Origin of the sequence: Amycolatopsis sp. La24 (assembly GCF_029087445.1) — a bacterium.
GTDB classification, from domain to species: Bacteria; Actinomycetota; Actinomycetes; order Mycobacteriales; family Pseudonocardiaceae; genus Amycolatopsis; species Amycolatopsis nivea.
On record NZ_JARACH010000032.1, the window covers coordinates 82,439 to 98,898 of the forward strand.

A 16,460-nucleotide genomic window follows, 5' to 3' on the forward strand; every position below is an offset into this window, starting at 1 on the left:
CCGTGGATTTGGGATTGAAGGGCGCGGCGGTGCTCGTGACCGGGGCCAGCTCCGGCGTCGGGCTCGCGACCGCGGCCGCGCTGCTGGCCGAGGGCGCGCACGTCGCCGCCTGCGCCCGCGACGGCGTCCGGCTGGAGAAGGCCCTCGCCGATCTGCCCCGCGCCGAGGGTACCCGGCTGTACACCGCGTCCTGCGACGTGCTCGACCAGGCGCAGGTGGAAACCTTCGTCGCCGATGCCGCCCGCGAGCTGGGCGGCCTGGCCGGGGTCGTGAACAACGCGGGCCGGTCGCTGATGGCGCGGCTCGCCGAGACCACCGACGACCAGTGGCGGGACGAGCTGCACCTCAAGATCTTCTCGGTCCTGCACGTCGTCCGGGCCGCGTTGCCGTGGCTGCGGGCGGCGGCGAATCCGGCTGTGGTGAACGTGAACGCGATCCTCGCGCGCCAGCCCGAACCTCGGTTGGCAGCCACTTCAGCGGCGAGGGCAGCGCTGCTCAATCTCTCCACGACGTTGGCGACCGAATTGGCCGAAGACGGCGTGCGAGTCAACTCGGTCTGCCTCGGCCTGGTCGACACCGGACAGTGGCGCCGCCGGTACGAGGCCTCCGGCAGCGAGCTGTCCTTTGTGGACTGGTCGGCGGAGCTGGCGGCCGACCGCGGCATTCCGCTCGGCCGCCTCGGCACCGCGGAAGAGGTCGCTTTCCCCATCGTCACGCTGCTTTCGCCGCGTGCCTCCTACGTGACCGGCGCGACGATCGACGTCGGCGGCGGCATTGCCCGTTACGTCTAGAAGGGACGGACCCATGAATCACGGTCACGGAGGCGAGCTTCTCGTTCGCCTGCTGTCCGAAGCCGGAGTGGACACCGCCTTCGGCGTGGTGAGTGTGCACAACCTGCCGCTGGTGGAAGCGGTCGCGCAGCAGCTGCGGTTCGTGCCCGTGCGGCACGAAGCCGCCGCGGTGAACGCCGCCGACGGATACTCCCGGTCCAGCGGCGGCCTCGGCGTCGCGATCACCAGCACCGGCACCGGCGCGGGCAACGCGGCAGGCGCGCTGGTCGAAGCCCTCACGGCGGGCAGCCGTGTGCTGCACGTGACCGGTCAGATCGACTCCGAATTCCTGGGCAGCGGACGCGGCGTCATCCACGAGACGCGCGACCAGATCGGCATGCTGACCGCGATTTCCAAGCACGCGGCCACGGTCACGTCGGTCGAGACCGCCGAGAAGACGCTGCGCGCGGCGATCCGGCACGCGCTGTCGGTGCCGAGCGGTCCGGCGAGCGTCGAATGGCCGATCGACCTGCAGTATTCGCGGCACGAGTTCCGTACTGGCTCGCTCGAACCGACCCCGATCCCGCCGCCCGACGCCGCTGCGCTCGCGGAAGCCGCCGAACTGCTCGCTGCCGCCCGCCGTCCGGTGTTCTGGCTCGGCGGGGGAGCGACCGGCGCGCGCGACGAGGTGCGCGCGCTCGCGGAACGGCTCGGCGCGGCCGTGTTCACCAGCAACTCCGGCCGCGGCACGGTGCCGGAGAACCACGAACTGGTCGTCGGGAACTTCGCCGCGCACGAGTCGGCGGCGCAACTCCTCGCCGACGCCGACCTGCTGGTCTCGATCGGTACGCACTTCCGCTCGAACGAAACCAAGCACTACTACCTCGCATTGCCCGAACGGCACCTGCAGATCGACGTCGACGCCGACGCGCTGGGCCGCGTCTACCCGGCCACTGTCGGAGTGCAAGGCGATGCCGCGACGGTGCTCGCCGGTCTGTCCACTGTGGAAGCCAACACCGAACCGGGCTGGCGCGACCGCGTCGTCGAGACCCGGAAAGCGGTGCGGGACAAGCTGAACGAGGCGATCGGCCCGTACGCGGAGATCTGCGCTGCCCTGCGCGACGGCCTCCCCGCCGAGTCCGTGATCGCCCGCGACGTCACCATCCCGTCCAGCCAGTGGGGCAACCGGCTGCTGGACATCCACGACCCGCGCACCAACGTGTTCCCGGTCGGCGGCGGCATCGGTCAGGGCCTCGCCACCGGCATCGGGGCCGCGCTCGCGACGCCGGACGCGCCGACCGTGGTGATGGTCGGCGACGGCGGTCTCGCGGTGCACCTCGGCGAACTGTGCACGCTGGCGCAGGAACGGCCGTGGCTCGCGCTCGTCGTGTTCAACGACGGCGGATACGGCGTGCTGCGCAACATGCAGGACCACCACCGCGGACAGCGTGCCGGAGTCGACCTGTTCACCCCCGATTTCGCGCGCCTGGCGCAGTCGCTGGACCTGCCGCACACGCTGGTGTCGAAGCCGGGCCAGTTCGCCGACGCGCTGGCGAAAGCGGTGGCCCAGCACGGTCCGTCGGTGATCGAGGTCGACGTGACCGCTTTGCCCGCCACACCGCGGCCGTTCGTGCCGCCGGTGCCGGTTCCGGAGAGCTGAGGGAGACCAGACGTGGGAGGCACCATCGAAGCTGCCGAAGTCCACCATCACGGGCACGGACCCGCGAACCGCCGCCGCCGGGTGGTGCGGACGTCCGCGCCGCTGCTGGTGCGGCATCCGCCCGGCCGCGTGCGCGGCGCGGTGCTGGTGCTGCACGGCGCCGCCGGCCTCGACGAACCCGTCGAGAACTGCTGCCGCACGCTCGCGAGCTGCGGATACGTCACTGTCGCGCCGCTGTTCTACTACGAGACCGGCGGCCACACTTTCGGTCCGGACAAAGCGGACGCCGCCTTCGCCGCGCTCGCGCTTTCCGACCTCGAAGCCGATCTGGCCGGCGCTCTCGATTACCTCGGGACCCGGCTGGGAATGCCGCGCCACCGCGTGGCCGCCGCCGGTTTCGGCTCCGCCGCCCACCTCGCCGAACTGGCGGGCGTGGACCTCGCCGCCGCACTCGGACCCGCGCCGCCACCGTGGCCCGGTACGCCCGGATTAGACCCGCATGCGCCCGATCGGCTCGTGCTGCCCGCCGGACCGTCCGCCGCGGACGACCTGGTCCGGTTCCTGGACGCCGAGCTGCCGGACTCTCCTCCGGCCCGCTGAAACCCCCTACGATCGATTGCACGCTCCGGCTCCGAGGAGGGCCCATGAGTATCGCCGCCACCCCCGAGGTGACCCAGCGGGACATCGCCGCCCGGCTGGAACGGCTCCCGATGTCGCGCTGGCAGGTGTCGATTCGCCTGATCATCGGCATCGTCACGTTCTTCGAGGCGTTCGACCAGCTGCTGATCGCCTACACGCTGCCGGTCATCGGCCGCGAATGGCACATGACGACCGCGTCCAGCACCGCGACGCTGACCATCGGCTCGATCGGCATGCTGCTCGGCGCGCTCGCGTCCGGCTGGGCCGCCGACCGGATCGGCCGCGTCAAGGTGATCACCCTGTGCGTCGCCGTCACGGCGTTGTGCAGCTTGGCGATGACGCTGTGCACCGCGTTGCTGCCGTTCCTGATTCTCCGGTTCGTCCAAGGTCTCGCGATCGGCGGTGAAGTGCCGACCGCGGCCGCGTACATCGCGGAGATCAGCCGGGCCCGCCGCCGCGGCCGCTTCGTGCTGATGTACGAGATCGTCTTCCCGGCCGGGCTCGCGGTCGGCGCGCTGGTCGCGGCCTGGGTCATCCCGCACTGGGGCTGGCGTCCGCTGTTCGCGCTGGCCGCCGTTCCGGGTCTCGCCGCGGTGCTGCTGCAGCTGCGGATCCCGGAATCGCCGCGCTGGCTCGCCTCGCACGGGCACATCGAGAAGGCCGAGGCGACGATGGCGCTGATCGAGCGCCGGGTCGAGGAGTCCCTCGGCCGTCCGCTTCCTCCGCCCGCCGAAGCCGTCGCGGCGCCGGCAGCGGTTCCTTCGAAGCGCAGTTCGTTCCGCGACCTGTTCGCCGGTCGCTACCGGCGGCGCACGCTGATGGTGTGGACGATCTGGTTCGTCGGCTACCTCGCCAACTACGGCATCACCTCGTGGCTGCCGACGCTGTACAAGGGTTCGTTCCACCTCTCCATCGGCCAGGCGCTCTGGTACAGCACCGCCACGTCGGTCGCCGGTCTCGTCGGCTGCCTGATCGCCGCGCTGGTCGTGGACAAGCTCGGCCGCCGGGTCGTGCTGGCCGCGGGCCTGGGCGGGACGACGGCGATGCTGGTCGTCCTGGGCGCACTCGGCGCCGGGACTCCGTTGCAGCTGCTGGTGTGGTCGTCGCTCGCGGCGATGTTCAACTTCGCGGTGAACGTCTGCCTGTACCTGTACACGCCGGAGCTGTACCCGACCCGCAGCCGCGCGCTGGGCGTCAGCCTCGGCGGCGTGATGAACCGGTTCGGCCTGATCCTCGGCCCGATCCTGGTCGGCGCGCTGTACGCGGGCGGCAGCGGTCTCGCGTCGGTGTTCCTGGTGCTCGGCGGGATCTGTTTCGTCGGCGCGCTGGTCGCCGGGTTCTTCGCCGAGGAGACCAAGGGCCGCACGCTGGAAGAGGTTTCGCCGTGACGGACGCGCTGCGCGTGGTCCTGCTCGGCACGGCGGCCGGGCCGTACCCGGCGCCGGGCAGGCAGGGCTGCGCGAACGCGGTGGTGGTCGGCGGGCGTGTCTACCTGGTCGACGCGGGCTACGGGACGCTTGGCAAGTACGTCTCCGCCGGGCTGTCCCTGCGCGATCTGGGCGGGGTGTTCGTGACGCACCTGCATTCCGACCACGTCGCCGAGCTGTTCACACTCTTCCTGCTCGGCTGGGGCCCGGCGAACCAGGGCGTCGTCGATCCGGTGCGGGTCTACGGCCCCGGCCCGGACCCGACCGACCCCGGCCCGCCCGCCGCGGGCACGGAGGGCCTGGTGGCGGGCAATCTCGCCGCGTTCGGACAGGACGTCGCGGTGCGCCAGCGGACCAGCGACCGGCCGCGGCTGGCCGGGCTCATTCACGCCACTGATCTCTCGGCGGCGGCGGGCGCGGAAATCGTGGTGCACGAAGACGACCGGGTGCGCGTGACGGCTCGGGCCGTCCCGCATCCGCCGCTGCACCTGGCGCTGGGCTACCGGTTCGAGACGGAACACGGCGTCGTCGCCTTCTCCGGCGACACCGCCCGAAGCGACGCTGTCGGCGAGCTGGCCGCGGGTGCCGACTTGCTGGTGCACGAAGCGATGGAGCCCGATTTCTACCGCAGCATCGGCTATCCGCCGAAGCTGCTGGACTTCCTCGCCGCCTCGCACACCTCGCCCGCGGACGTCGGCCGGGTCGCCGCGGCGGCCGGGGCCCGGCGGGTCGCGCTGTCGCACCTCGGCCCGTCCGATCCCGCCCGCCTCGACGACGAGGGCTGGCTGGGCCGGGTCCGCCCGCACTACTCCGGCCCGGTCGTCGTGGGCCACGACCTGCTCGACCTCACTGTCTAAAAGGAGCTTTCGCTGTGCCGGAAATCGCGATCGTCGGCGGCGGGATCGGCGGCCTCGCCGCCGCCGTCGCCCTGCGGAAGGCCGGATTCTCCCCGGTCGTGCACGAACAGGCGGCCGGGTTCGGCCGCGTCGGCGCGGACATCAACCTGACCCCCAACGCCGTCCGCGCCCTCGACGGCCTCGGCATCGGCGACGAACTGCGCGAAACCGCCGCGCGGCCGAAGTACCGGATCAGCCGCACCTGGGACACCGGCGAGGAAACGTCGCGACTGCCGATGGGCGACGAGGCCGAACGCCGCTACGGCTCGCCGCAGCTCACGATGCACCGCGCGGACCTGCTGGCCGCCTTGGAACGCGCGCTGCCCGACGGCGTAGTCCACTTGGGACACAAGCTGACCGGACTGTCCACAACGGACTCGGTGTCGCTGGACTTCGGTTCTTCGGCGGTTTCCGCGGATGTCGTGATCGGCGCCGACGGCATCCACTCGGCTGTCCGCACCGCGTTGTTCGGCGCGGAACACCCGGAGTTCACCGGCGTGGTCGCCTACCGCGCGGTGCTGCCCGCGGGTTCGGTGGACGTGCCGAACCTGGACTGCTTCACCAAATGGTGGGGCCCGGATCCGGACACGCAGCTGGTGACTTTCCCGCTCAACCGCGGCGAGGACGTGTTCGTCTTCGCCACCACGAGGCAAAGCCAGTGGCGGCACGAATCCTGGACGACCCCAGGGGATGTCGACGAACTGCGCGAGGCGTACCGCGGCTTCCACCCCGAGGCCCGCGCGTTGCTGGCGGCGTGCGATTCGGTGCTGCAATCGGCGCTGTACGTGCGCGATCCGCTGCCGAACTGGTCATCCGGCCCAGTGACGTTGCTGGGCGACGCGTGCCACCCGATGATGCCGTTCATGGCCCAGGGCGCGGGAATGGCCATCGAGGACAGCGTGGTGCTGTCGCGAGCGCTGGCGGCGTACCCGAACACCGAGGTCGCGCTGAAGGCCTACCAGGCAGCACGGCTGGACCGGACCCGCGAAGTGCAACTGGCCTCGCGGGGCAACAGCTGGCTCAAGGCGAGCGGAAACAGCTCGGCCGCGGCGGACGCGATCTACGGGTACGACGCTTGGCATACTTCGGTGTGACTCAGGTCATAGCTCGGGTCGCGGGTGGCGTGTCTGACCGGGACGGTGCCGTTCGACGCGTAGGTGAGCAGGCACCGTCCCGAACCAGGAGCTGATCCCATGCGCACCATCATCGCCACCGCGTTCGTTTCCCTCGACGGCGTCGTCGAAGCCCCCGGCGGCGAGGCCGGCTACCGGAACGCCGGCTGGACGTTCAAGGACATCGAATTCGACCCCGCCGCCTACGCGCTCAAGGGCGCCGAGCAGGAGGAAGCGACCGCGCTGCTGCTCGGCCGCGTCAGCTACGAGGCGTTCTCGCCGGTGTGGCCGGACATGACCGAGGAGTTCCCGCACTACAAGGTGATGCCGAAATACGTCGTGTCCACGACCCTGCGCGACGAGGACCTGGTGACGAATTGGGGCGAAACGACCATTCTCCGCTCCCTCGACGACGTCGCCGCGCTGAAGGAAACCGAGGGCGGCCCGATCATCGTCAACGGCAGCGCGACCCTGGTCCGCGCCCTCACCGACGCGGGCCTGGTCGACCGGCTGAACCTGCTGGTCTTCCCGGTCCTGCTGGGCGCGGGGAAGCGGCTGTTCAGCGAGACCGACAAGGACAAGCAGCCGCTGAAGCTGATCGAGAGCGAGAGTTACTCGAACGGGATCCAGAAGCAGATCTTCGAGTTCGTCCGCTGAGCGGATCCGCGGGCGTGCTCCGAGAACTGCCGTGCGGGCCACCCTGACGGAATCTGGGTCCCACGCCAGGGGCTTAAGCCGGGCGGCCTCGGCCTGCGGACTGTCCACACAGGACGCCACCTCCGCCGAAATGCCCGATTGATACCCGTCTGGCCGGGTCTGTGGGCCTGTGAGGGTCCCCTTGAGGGAATCTGATTCCCTCAAGGGGACCCTCACGGACCGCACACCGCGCTTCCGGCCCCGCCAGGCGGCCCTCACGCACCTCGACGGCAGCCGAGCAACCCCGCCAGCCTCATCTAGGCACTGACAAGCCGGTGCATACTCGACGCCATGGCCCGTCGCTACCACCACGGCGATCTGCGGCAGGCGGTGCTGACCGCGGCCGTCGAGGTGCTCGGCGAATCCGGCCCGGCCGCGGTCAACCTGCGCGACCTCGCCCGCCGGGTCGGGGTCTCGCACGCGGCCCCGGCGCACCACTTCGGCGACCGCACCGGCCTGCTCACCGCCGTCGCCGCGCAGGGGTTCGACCTGCTCGCCGACACGTTCGAGGAGATGCCGCCCGCGCCGGACCTGCTCGAGGCCGGGGTCGCCTACGTTTCGTTCGCGGTCGGGCACCGGGCGCATTTCGAGGTGATGTTCCGCGCGGACCTGCTCCGCGGCGACGACCCGGACCTGCGGGCCGCGCAGGAGCGCAGCAGCCAGGCGCTGGACTGGGCCGTCGCCGGGTTCCGGGACGGCAGCGTCGACCCGGTGGTCGCGGGCGCGGCGGCCTGGTCGCTCGTGCACGGGTTCGCGACGCTGTGGCTGCAGCGGGCGCTGCCCGCGGACCTCGGCGACGACGCTGCGGCGGCCGCGCGCTCGGTCGCCGGACTGCTCGTCCGGGGTGCGCACCCGCCGTCCGGGTGACCCGCGGAACCGCGGCCGCGGCGGGCTCGTCTCATCGCCGACTTTCCCGGACCGGATGCCTGCGGTCCGGCTGGCTGACATACTGGTGCGCGCGTCCGAGGAGGACGCCCGCTGGGAGGTGGACTGGGGTGAGTTCGCACCGGGTTTCCGACTGGGCAGACGTCCGTGCCCTGCACAAGAAACAGGCCAAGGAGACGCACCGGTCCGGGCGGCCGGAGACGTCGGATTCCGTGCGGGACCCGTCGGGGGCGGGCAACGCCGAGATCGTCGCCGACACCGGGATCATCGAGCTCGACCCGGCCGAGATCGCCGCGGCCGACGCGGAGCTGGAGAAGCGCCAGCAGGAGCTGACCGCGTGCCTCGAACAGGCGAAGTCGCTCGTGCATCCGCTCAAGGACGGCACCAGCCCGGTGGCCGCGCACCTGCGGAAGGCGTTCGGCCTGCGCGGGTCCGCCGACGGCGGCGCACAGGCGATCCTGCAGCAGTACCTCGACGAGCTGTCGTCCTTGCGCGAGGCCATCCGCCGGGCGAGCGCGGGGCACGTCCAGCAGGAAAGCGACGCGAAGGACTCGCTCGACGCGCTGGGCCGCCGGGCGGACGACGGGGGAGGGACGCCGGCATGAGCCGGACACCGGGCTACGAACGGCTGCCGTACGAGAAGCACCGCAAGCACCGGCTGTGGAGCGAGGACCACCCGCCCACCGCCGCGCAGCGCCGGGTTCTGCGGCGCACGAAGCTCGCCCAGCGGGCCAACATGAAGGACACGTCCTTCGGCAAGATCAACTGGAACGCCTGGGCGCACACCACGCTCTACGACATGATCATGACCGCGGACCCGGTCGCCATGGGCGCGTCCGCGCACCAATGGGGGAAGCTGGCGTACGACGTCGACTCGGCGACCTCCGCGGTGCACAAGACGGTGCAGAAGCTGCTGCTGTCCTGGCGCGGCGGCGCGGCCGGGAACGCGGCGCAGTCGGCGTCGAAGCTGACGTCCTGGGGCGCGGGCGCGAGCGAGACGATGCGCACGGTCGGCGACAAGCTCGACCACTACACGAGCGCGGTCGAAACGGCGAAGCACAAGATGCCGGAACCGGTGTTCTACACGGCGGAGAACCAGTTCCGCGACGGCTACGACCTCAACGCGGCCAGCGGTCCCAGCGGCGCGGTGATGGTCGATCAGCTCCTCGACGACCACCTGCCCGCCAAACGCGCGGCGTCGCACGCCAAGGCCGAGGCGGTCCGCGTGATGGAAGGCTACGAGACGTCCAGCAAGGGCGTGCACGACAAGCTGCCGCATTTCACCGAGGCGCCCGCGGTCACGAACGTCGATCCGGACGGCCGGTCGCGCAGCGATTCGCGCGGCTCCCGGGATTCGTCCGGTTACTCGGACGCGGCCGTCACCACGGCTTCGTCCGCTCCGGCGGGAGGCGCCGGGCTGCTGCCGGGGATGAGCGGTCCGGGCGGAACGGCCGGAATGCCGGGTTCGCTGGGCGCCGGGCCGGGCGGTGCGCTCGGCGCGGGCGCGGGCGCCGGAAGCGGGGGCGCGTTGCCGGGCGGATTGCTGGGCGGCTCGGTCGGAGCGGGCGGCGCGGCGGCCGGGGCAGCCGGTGCGGCCGGCGCCGCGGCGGGCGCGCGCGGCGGCAGTCCGATGTCCGGCGGGTTCTTCCCGCCGATGGCGGGCCAGCGCGGCGACGGCTCCGACGACCATCAGAACCGCTACACCAAGGGCAGTTCCTTCGACTTCCTCGAGGACCTGCCGGACGCGTACCCGCCCGTGCTGGGCGAGTGAGGCGGGAATGGCCAGACATCTCCCGGAGGTCGACGGGGTAGCGCTTTCGCACCTGGAATTCGACCTGCTGTGGTCGGATTTCGATCTCGGCCCCATGCCGTACCCGTTCGACGTGCCCTCGCACGGTTCCACGATGGACGAACGCGACCAGTTCGGCGTCCAGGTCGCGGAAAGCCTCGCGGCGGCCGGGCTGCTCGACGAGGACGACGAACCGCACCCTCGGCTGGGCCAGGTGTTCGCGGTGCTGGCCGAGCCGGTGTTTTCGGTCGACCTGCTGGTGTTCCGCGATCCGCCGCTGCGCGCGCTGGCCGCGGCCGGGCGCAAACTGGGCGTGCTGGCCGTGCTCGACGCGGGCGAACTCGCGCTGCGGCCGTGCCTGCCCGACGACGTCCCGCAGCTCGCCGCGAGCGTCGTCGGCCTTGCCGAACCCGGTCCGGGCAACGTGGTGCGATTGCCGCGCGCGGTGTTTTCCGAGGCGATGCAAGCGTTTGCGGACAGCGGGCACGCAGCGTTCGAGCGGGTGCTCGGCCGGGCAGGTCTGGCCGGCCGGGACCTGCGGGCGATTTCGACGCTCGTCACCACGCCGCGCGTCGCGTACGGACAGTTCGCGGTGAACGGCCCGGGAGGTCGTTCGCCGGTGGTCGCTTGGTACGACACGGAAGCCGGGCGGTACGGCGCGGTCGTGCACGAGTCCGCGGGCACGAAGTGGGTCACACTCGCGCCCGCGGACCATGCCTGGCTCGCCGACCGGATGCAGGAACTGGGACGCGGGGTTTCGTCCGTTCGGGGGACTAGGGAACCTGAGGACGAAGGCTTCCGTCTCACTTAGGGCAGCGGCGAAGCGCCCTGCTGAAGGGGGCAGGAAATGAGCAAGTTGTCGGCCGAGGAGATCGCCCAGCACGCGTACCGGGCCGGGTTCCGCGGGCACGCGCTCACCACCGCGGTCGCGGTGGCGCTGGCGGAATCGGGCGGGAACACCCGTGCGCACAACGGGACCCCGCCGGACAATTCATACGGGCTGTGGCAGGTCAACATGCTCGGCTCGCTCGGGCCCGCCCGCCGCCACGAGTTCCATCTGCACTCCAACGACGAACTGTTCAACGCGGACGAGAACGCCAAGGCGGCCTGGGCGATTTCGGGGCACGGCAAGAGCTTCCAGCCGTGGTCCACCTACACCAACGGCGCGTACAAGAGCCATCTCGCCGCCGCGCGCAAGGCCGCGGAGGACGTCACGCACCACCACGGCAAGGGCGCGCACCATCCGCACAAAACCCAGCACCACCCGCACAAACCGCACCACGGCAAGGGCGGCAAGGACGGCGGGTTCAAGGCCGATCTCGAGCAGTTCCTCGCCTACGAGCGCACCACCGAGCACGTCGCGAACGAACTGGTGTCGGTCGGCCGGAAGACGGTGCACCGGGTCACCGGGATCGCCAAGGACAGCTTCGGGAAGGTCGGCGAGGAAACCGGATTCTCCGACGCGCTGGGGGATTTCAGCCGTTCGCTGGAATCGCAGGTGCGGGCCACCGGAGCGCACGCGCGCACGCTGAGCGCCTCCGTTTTCCGGGCCCGGCAGGCATACGCGGGCGCGGATTCCGACGCGAGCGCGGCGATCAGCGCACACGACATCAAGGGCATCCTGGGCTGAGGGGGAATCCGTGCTGGACACCGCAGGGGTCGCGACGCTGTTCGCGGACGAGATGAAAACGCACCACGGCAAGCTTCGCGGCAAAGCCGCGGACTCGCAGGCCGCGCAGCACGCGCTGCAGCAGGCCGCGCGCGAGATCACCGAACAGTACGAAGCGCAGCGCAAAGCCGCGCACGCGCTGCTGAACACCTGGCACAGCAAGGCGAATCCGGCCTTCGAGCACGACACCGGCAAGTTCGGCCGCGATCTCAAGGTCACCGCGCAGGCGAGCACGCACGGGGCCAAAGTGGTCAGCGAGGTCACCGACGCGCTCGCCGGGCGGCACCAGGCCACCGGCAAGCTGATCGACGAGTTCGTCGCGAAGGCGCGCAAGATCATCGACGCCGGATACATCCTGGCGCGCAACGGAAGCCCGGCCGCCCTGCTGATGGCGATCGGCGACGTGGCCGATCTGGCGGGCAAGTACCTCAAGGAATCCGGCGGGCACCTGAAGAACGCCCGCGCGGAGATGGAGGAGGCGGCGCGCAAACTGCGTGCGCTGCAGAAGGACCTGAACCACGACGGCGTCGCCGACCCGGGCGGACCGCACCGCGCCAAGCCGGGCGACCACCGCAAGCACGAGCAGCACAAAAAGCACGAAGCGCACAAAAAGCACGAGCAGCACCACGGCAAGACGCACGCGAGCCACAGCAAGAAGGTCGACAAGATCCTCGACCACGCGCGGCACAACCTCGGCTACCACGAGGGCCCGAACAACCGGAACAAGTGGGGCCCGACCGGACAGCCGTGGTGCGCGTACTTCGCGACGTCGATGTGGCGTTCGGCCGGGGTGGACATCCCGAAGTACGGCTTCACCGGCGACGTCTACAAGTGGGGCCAGCGCCACCACCTCGCCTACGACCGCGGCGCGCTCGCGCACAACGCGCGTCCGGGCGACACGATCCTCTTCGGCGACGGTCCGTCGTGGGGGCAGAGTCACCACATCGGGATCATCGAAAAGGTCGAGGGCAACAAGATCACCACGATCGAGGGCAACGCGAACGACCAGGTCGAGCGCCTCACGTACACGCTGCCGCGCGACCTGCACAAGTTCTACGGCGGAGTGCACCCGAAGTGAGCATCACCGGCACGGCACGGCACGCCGGGGTGACCGTCGAAGTCGCCCCCGGCGGCGCTTTGCGCACCCTGGAGTTGACCGCAGACGCCCTCCGAGCCGGCGGCCCGCGCCTGGCGGACACGATCCTGCACGCAGTCCGCGAGGCGGCCGCTGAGGCGAACGAACGCGCCCGCCGCGCGCTGGAAGCCGAACTGGGCGACCTCGGCGGCACCGACCTGCGCAGCCTCGGCCTCGGTTCGGAGCAGGACCTGGCGGACCGCGCCGAAGACACCACACCGGACACGTGGAGGGTGTGATGGCGGAGGCGTACCAGGAGAACGAGGATTCGCGCGCGGACGCGAATCCGGCTGCGCAATTCGGACCCGGCGAGTCTCCGGGGGAGTTCGTCGACCCCGCCGACCCCGCCGACCCCGCCGGGGACGAACGAGGGATCGACGAACTCATCGAGATCGCCGAAGAAATCCCGGACCAGCTGGGCCTGTCCGAAGGCCTAGCCGCCCTGCGCGCGACGGCCAGCCGAGAGGGACTGAGCGTCACGGTGAACATGCACGGCATGCTCGTCCACCTGGACATCGGAGAACCCGCCCTCGAACTGGGCCCGGACGCCCTGGCCGCGGAAATCTCGCGACTCAGCACCGAAGCAGGCACACAGGCGTTGCACCAGGGCCTGAGCGCCATCCGCGCAGGATGCGTCCCCGCAGTCGCGGCGGCAGTCGAAGACGAGCTGGCGCTGGACGAGGTTCCGGAACCAACGCCCGATCCAGCCGCCACCCGCGCACCTGACCCGGCACCGCCACCGGCACCGCCCGCGCGACGCCGGGCCCCGGCCGAGGAATCGGACGACGGAGGGTTCGTACTCAAGCCGGTCAAGGAATAGCCGGGCGCACCTCTCGGGGCACCTGCCCACGGTCCTCACTTGGCCGCGGTCTCGCGGCGCTGGTCGATAACCGAGACGGCGAAGGATGCCAGGCTGCCCGCCCGAGGTTTCTTCGCAGGCGAGTCAGGAGCACTCGCATGCCCAGGCATGTGCCCGCAGTCCTGAACCAGCAGCCTTGCGCCTCAGCTGACGACGAGATCGTGCCTAAGCCGGTCAAGAACGGATACCGCGCACGGCATTCACCTGCCCGGGTGTGTCTCCGAGAATCCGTCCGCGGTCCTGAACCGGCCTCGGTTGACGACGGGCTCGCCCCAATCCGGTCAAGGCCCGAACACCGCGCGCGACACCCGCCTGCTCGTGTCCCGTCGAAGCGCTCGCACCCAAGCCGGTCAAGAACCGAACATCACATCCGTCCCTCGAGCGCGCTCGGTGCGTCCCCGAGCGCCCGCCCGCCGCCGATGCCATCCTGGGAGGCATGACCCACTACGCGCTGACCCAGTCCGTGGCGATCGCGACCGACCTCGAGGCCAAGGGATTCCTCGGCACGGTCGGCAAAATCGCCGCTGCCACCGTCATTTTCTTCATCGCCATCGGCCTGATCGTCGGGCTCATTCTCGGGTACTTCATCGGCCGTTCGGTCGGACGGCGCCAGGGCAGCGGCGGCTGATCGGGTTAACCCGCCTGTCCGGAACGGGACAGAACCTCGCGCGGGTCTTCACCGTCACCCGCGCGGGTTTCTATTCTGGGTGGAAATTCACCCAGGCGAGGGGACGAGTCCATGCGGACCGTGCTCGTAGTGCTGCTCGTGTTCGCCTCGTTGACCGTCCCGCGCACGGCCGCCGCCGTCTGCGCGCTCTCGTGCGACACTCTTGACCCGTCGAGGGCCGCGCAGGAGAGTTTTCCCTTGCCGGACAAGAACATCAACGGCCGGGTGCTGCGCCTGCACGTCTCCGACCAGGACGGGATGGCCTGGGCCAGCATCGACAACGGCCGCGTCGGCGACGCGGTGTGGCTCGACCGCTCCTGGGACGGCGGCCGCACCTGGGACGGCCTGCTCGGCAAAGCGAGCATCCCGGACACGTGGACCGGCACCCGCACGCTCATGTACAACCTCACCGACCCCGTCGGCCACCGCCGCGGCCTGCTCCGGGCCTGCGGGGACGCACAAGCGGTCGCCTGCACAGCCTGGCTTTACCCGACCGTCTGCGCCGCCGCCTGCGACGGTTCCGCTCCCGGCCCCGGCGACACCCAGCCGGTCCCGCCCGCGACGATCTTCGGCCGCACCGTCCGGCTCCACTTCGACGACCGCGGTATGGCCTGGTCCAGCATCGATTCCGGCGGCCCCGGCGACGAAACCTGGCTGGACCGTTCGTGGGACGAAGGCACGACCTGGCCCGACGGCTCGTCACTCGGCCGCACGAGTGTCCCCGCCGCCGCGACCGCGACACAGACCGCAACGTTCGCCACCCAAGATCCACGCGGACGGCTGAATGGCGGCGCCGTTCGAGCATGCGGCCGGGAAGCTTCTCACAACGAAGGCGCCTGCACCGCCTGGGCACGCCCCGCGCAATCCCGGGTCTCGGCCGCCGTCGACGCTTTGCTGTGGTCCCACGACATTTACCGCGCCTGGTGGCCGTCGAGCTGGTGGAATTCTGCGGTAGCGGTGACCGCACTGGCGGATTCCGGAGTGCCCAACCTGGATCCCGTGCTGGCAAGGGTTTTCGACGTGAACCGCGCCGCCTTCCCCGCCGGAGCCCGCAGCTCCGACCCGATCGACGGCGACTTCATCAGCCGCGCCATCGACGACTCCGCCTGGTGGGCCCTGGCCTGGCTCGCGGCATACGACCGTACGCACGACTCCCGATATCTCGCCGAAGCCACGAAAATCGCCGATTACGTGCACGGTTTCTGGGACCCCAGCACATGCGGCGGGGGAGTGTGGTGGGACCGCGAACGGACGTACAAGAACGCCGTCACCAGCGGCCTCTACCTCCGCCTAGCCGCCGCCCTGCACCGCCGCCTGCCCGACGACACCGAATGGCTGGCCCGCGCCCGCACCGCCGGCGATTGGTACCTGCGGAGCGGCCTGATCAACTCAGCCGGCCTGGTCAACGACGGCCTGACCGCAAGCTGCACGAACAACGGCCAAACCGTCTGGACCTACAACCAGGGCTTAGCCATCGGCGGCTTCACCGAACTCTGGCGAGCAACCGGCGACCAGTCCTATTTGGACGCCGCCCACCGATTGGCTGATTCGGCGATAACCGGTCTGACTTCGGATGGGGTGCTGGTAGGATCGTGTGAGAGCGGCTCGTGCGATGACAATCAGAAGCAATTCAAGGGCATCTTCCTGCGCTACTTCGGCGACCTCGCGACGGCTACCGGCGAACAGAAGTACCGAGATTTCGTGCAGCAGCAAGCAGATTCGATCTGGCTGCGAGACCGGGACTCCCTGAACCGAATCGGCGAGCGGTGGACTGGCGGCACCCCGAACGCGGTGGACTGGCGGACACAGGCTTCGGGGCTGGAGGCGTTGATCGCCGCTGCCGCGCAGTAGGACCGCGCTGGCCGAGATGCCGCGCGGTGGCGGGAATCCGTCGGGGCGGCTGGTGCTGCGCGATCGTCGGGCTTTTGCGTGACGTCTGGACCTTGCGTGGTAGTGAGGACGCCGGACGCTCGTGGTGATGTTGCGTGACGTCTGGAAGTGGCGTGGCGGTCAGGACGCCGGACGCATCGTGGCGATGCTGCGTGAAGTCTGGACGTTGCGTGGTAGTGAGGACACCGGACGCTCGTAGGGATGTTGCGTGGCGGTCAGGTTGCCGGACGCTCGTGGGATGAGGTTCACCCCGGGTAGTGGACACCGAGTTAGCAGGATCAGTCGTCCTGCTGAAAGGATGTCCTCATGCCTCCTCGCAAGCGCCGGTCGTACACGGCTGAGTACAAGGTCGAGGCTGCTCATCGC

Annotated in this window: 17 protein-coding genes; all 17 read left to right on the forward strand. The window is 70.5% G+C overall.

Translation table 11 applies throughout. The features are described from left to right. Positions 1–2 precede the first annotated feature (2 nt). The gene (locus PUT80_RS27300; RefSeq protein ID WP_275293951.1) at positions 3–791 is read left to right on the forward strand and encodes an SDR family oxidoreductase; all 789 of its coding nucleotides are present in this window, start codon (positions 3–5) and stop codon (positions 789–791) included. A gap of 13 nt (positions 792–804) precedes the next feature. Next, complete coding sequence (locus PUT80_RS27305; RefSeq protein ID WP_275293952.1) at positions 805–2,430, forward strand: thiamine pyrophosphate-binding protein; 1,626 nt, start codon at positions 805–807, stop codon at positions 2,428–2,430. A gap of 12 nt (positions 2,431–2,442) precedes the next feature. Then, positions 2,443–3,030, forward strand: a complete 588-nt coding sequence (locus PUT80_RS27310) for a dienelactone hydrolase family protein (protein WP_037814805.1) — start codon at positions 2,443–2,445, stop codon at positions 3,028–3,030. A gap of 44 nt (positions 3,031–3,074) precedes the next feature. Beyond that, positions 3,075–4,457: an MFS transporter gene (locus tag PUT80_RS27315; protein WP_134734237.1), complete on the forward strand. Its 1,383-nt coding sequence runs from the start codon at positions 3,075–3,077 to the stop codon at positions 4,455–4,457. Beyond that, complete coding sequence (locus tag PUT80_RS27320) at positions 4,454–5,353, forward strand: MBL fold metallo-hydrolase (protein WP_275293953.1); 900 nt, start codon at positions 4,454–4,456, stop codon at positions 5,351–5,353. Before PUT80_RS27315 ends, PUT80_RS27320 begins: the two co-directional genes overlap by 4 nt. A 14-nt stretch (positions 5,354–5,367) precedes the next feature. After that, the gene (locus tag PUT80_RS27325; protein ID WP_275293954.1) at positions 5,368–6,486 is read left to right on the forward strand and encodes an FAD-dependent monooxygenase; all 1,119 of its coding nucleotides are present in this window, start codon (positions 5,368–5,370) and stop codon (positions 6,484–6,486) included. 99 nt (positions 6,487–6,585) lie between these two features. Beyond that, a complete protein-coding gene (locus tag PUT80_RS27330; RefSeq protein WP_275293955.1) occupies positions 6,586–7,161 on the forward strand; it encodes a dihydrofolate reductase family protein in 576 nt (191 codons plus the stop codon). Positions 7,162–7,491: 330 nt separating this feature from the next. Next, positions 7,492–8,067 carry a TetR/AcrR family transcriptional regulator gene (locus PUT80_RS27335; RefSeq protein WP_275293956.1) on the forward strand — a complete coding sequence of 192 codons (576 nt, stop codon included), beginning with the start codon at positions 7,492–7,494 and terminating at the stop codon, positions 8,065–8,067. Positions 8,068–8,195: 128 nt separating this feature from the next. Next, positions 8,196–8,690, forward strand: a complete 495-nt coding sequence (locus PUT80_RS27340; protein WP_275293957.1) for a hypothetical protein — start codon at positions 8,196–8,198, stop codon at positions 8,688–8,690. After that, on the forward strand, positions 8,687–9,856 hold the full coding sequence (locus PUT80_RS27345; protein WP_037814815.1) for a PPE domain-containing protein: 1,170 nt from the start codon (positions 8,687–8,689) through the stop codon (positions 9,854–9,856). Before PUT80_RS27340 ends, PUT80_RS27345 begins: the two co-directional genes overlap by 4 nt. Before the next feature lie 7 nt (positions 9,857–9,863). Beyond that, complete coding sequence (locus PUT80_RS27350) at positions 9,864–10,685, forward strand: ESX secretion-associated protein EspG (RefSeq protein ID WP_275293958.1); 822 nt, start codon at positions 9,864–9,866, stop codon at positions 10,683–10,685. Between the two features lie 36 nt (positions 10,686–10,721). Then, positions 10,722–11,504 (forward strand): transglycosylase SLT domain-containing protein, encoded by a 783-nt coding sequence (locus tag PUT80_RS27355; protein WP_037814819.1) that lies wholly within the window; start codon positions 10,722–10,724, stop codon positions 11,502–11,504. Positions 11,505–11,514: 10 nt separating this feature from the next. Further along, positions 11,515–12,621, forward strand: coding sequence for a CHAP domain-containing protein (locus PUT80_RS27360; protein ID WP_275293959.1), 1,107 nt, complete (start codon positions 11,515–11,517; stop codon positions 12,619–12,621). Continuing rightward, the gene (locus PUT80_RS27365) at positions 12,618–12,917 is read left to right on the forward strand and encodes a YbaB/EbfC family nucleoid-associated protein (RefSeq protein ID WP_037814821.1); all 300 of its coding nucleotides are present in this window, start codon (positions 12,618–12,620) and stop codon (positions 12,915–12,917) included. The genes PUT80_RS27360 and PUT80_RS27365 overlap by 4 nt, the downstream gene beginning before the upstream one ends. Then, positions 12,917–13,498 carry a hypothetical protein gene (locus PUT80_RS27370; RefSeq protein ID WP_199817749.1) on the forward strand — a complete coding sequence of 194 codons (582 nt, stop codon included), beginning with the start codon at positions 12,917–12,919 and terminating at the stop codon, positions 13,496–13,498. The genes PUT80_RS27365 and PUT80_RS27370 overlap by 1 nt, the downstream gene beginning before the upstream one ends. A gap of 475 nt (positions 13,499–13,973) precedes the next feature. Further along, positions 13,974–14,165, forward strand: a complete 192-nt coding sequence (locus PUT80_RS27375; protein ID WP_037814825.1) for a hypothetical protein — start codon at positions 13,974–13,976, stop codon at positions 14,163–14,165. Positions 14,166–14,276: 111 nt separating this feature from the next. Next, positions 14,277–16,055: a glycoside hydrolase family 76 protein gene (locus tag PUT80_RS27380; protein ID WP_275293960.1), complete on the forward strand. Its 1,779-nt coding sequence runs from the start codon at positions 14,277–14,279 to the stop codon at positions 16,053–16,055. Positions 16,056–16,460 lie beyond the last annotated feature (405 nt).

Excerpts from the sequence above, each read along its gene's own strand:
- PUT80_RS27345 (WP_037814815.1), top strand. The coding sequence starts at position 8,687 with ATGAGCCGGACACCGGGCTACGAACGGCTGCCGTACGAGAAGCACCGC.
- PUT80_RS27380 (WP_275293960.1), top strand. The coding sequence starts at position 14,277 with ATGCGGACCGTGCTCGTAGTGCTGCTCGTGTTCGCCTCGTTGACCGTC.
- PUT80_RS27330 (WP_275293955.1), top strand. The coding sequence starts at position 6,586 with ATGCGCACCATCATCGCCACCGCGTTCGTTTCCCTCGACGGCGTCGTC.
- PUT80_RS27350 (WP_275293958.1), top strand. The coding sequence starts at position 9,864 with ATGGCCAGACATCTCCCGGAGGTCGACGGGGTAGCGCTTTCGCACCTG.
- PUT80_RS27370 (WP_199817749.1), top strand. The coding sequence starts at position 12,917 with ATGGCGGAGGCGTACCAGGAGAACGAGGATTCGCGCGCGGACGCGAAT.
- PUT80_RS27315 (WP_134734237.1), top strand. The coding sequence starts at position 3,075 with ATGAGTATCGCCGCCACCCCCGAGGTGACCCAGCGGGACATCGCCGCC.
- PUT80_RS27305 (WP_275293952.1), top strand. The coding sequence starts at position 805 with ATGAATCACGGTCACGGAGGCGAGCTTCTCGTTCGCCTGCTGTCCGAA.
- PUT80_RS27335 (WP_275293956.1), top strand. The coding sequence starts at position 7,492 with ATGGCCCGTCGCTACCACCACGGCGATCTGCGGCAGGCGGTGCTGACC.
- PUT80_RS27375 (WP_037814825.1), top strand. The coding sequence starts at position 13,974 with ATGACCCACTACGCGCTGACCCAGTCCGTGGCGATCGCGACCGACCTC.
- PUT80_RS27355 (WP_037814819.1), top strand. The coding sequence starts at position 10,722 with ATGAGCAAGTTGTCGGCCGAGGAGATCGCCCAGCACGCGTACCGGGCC.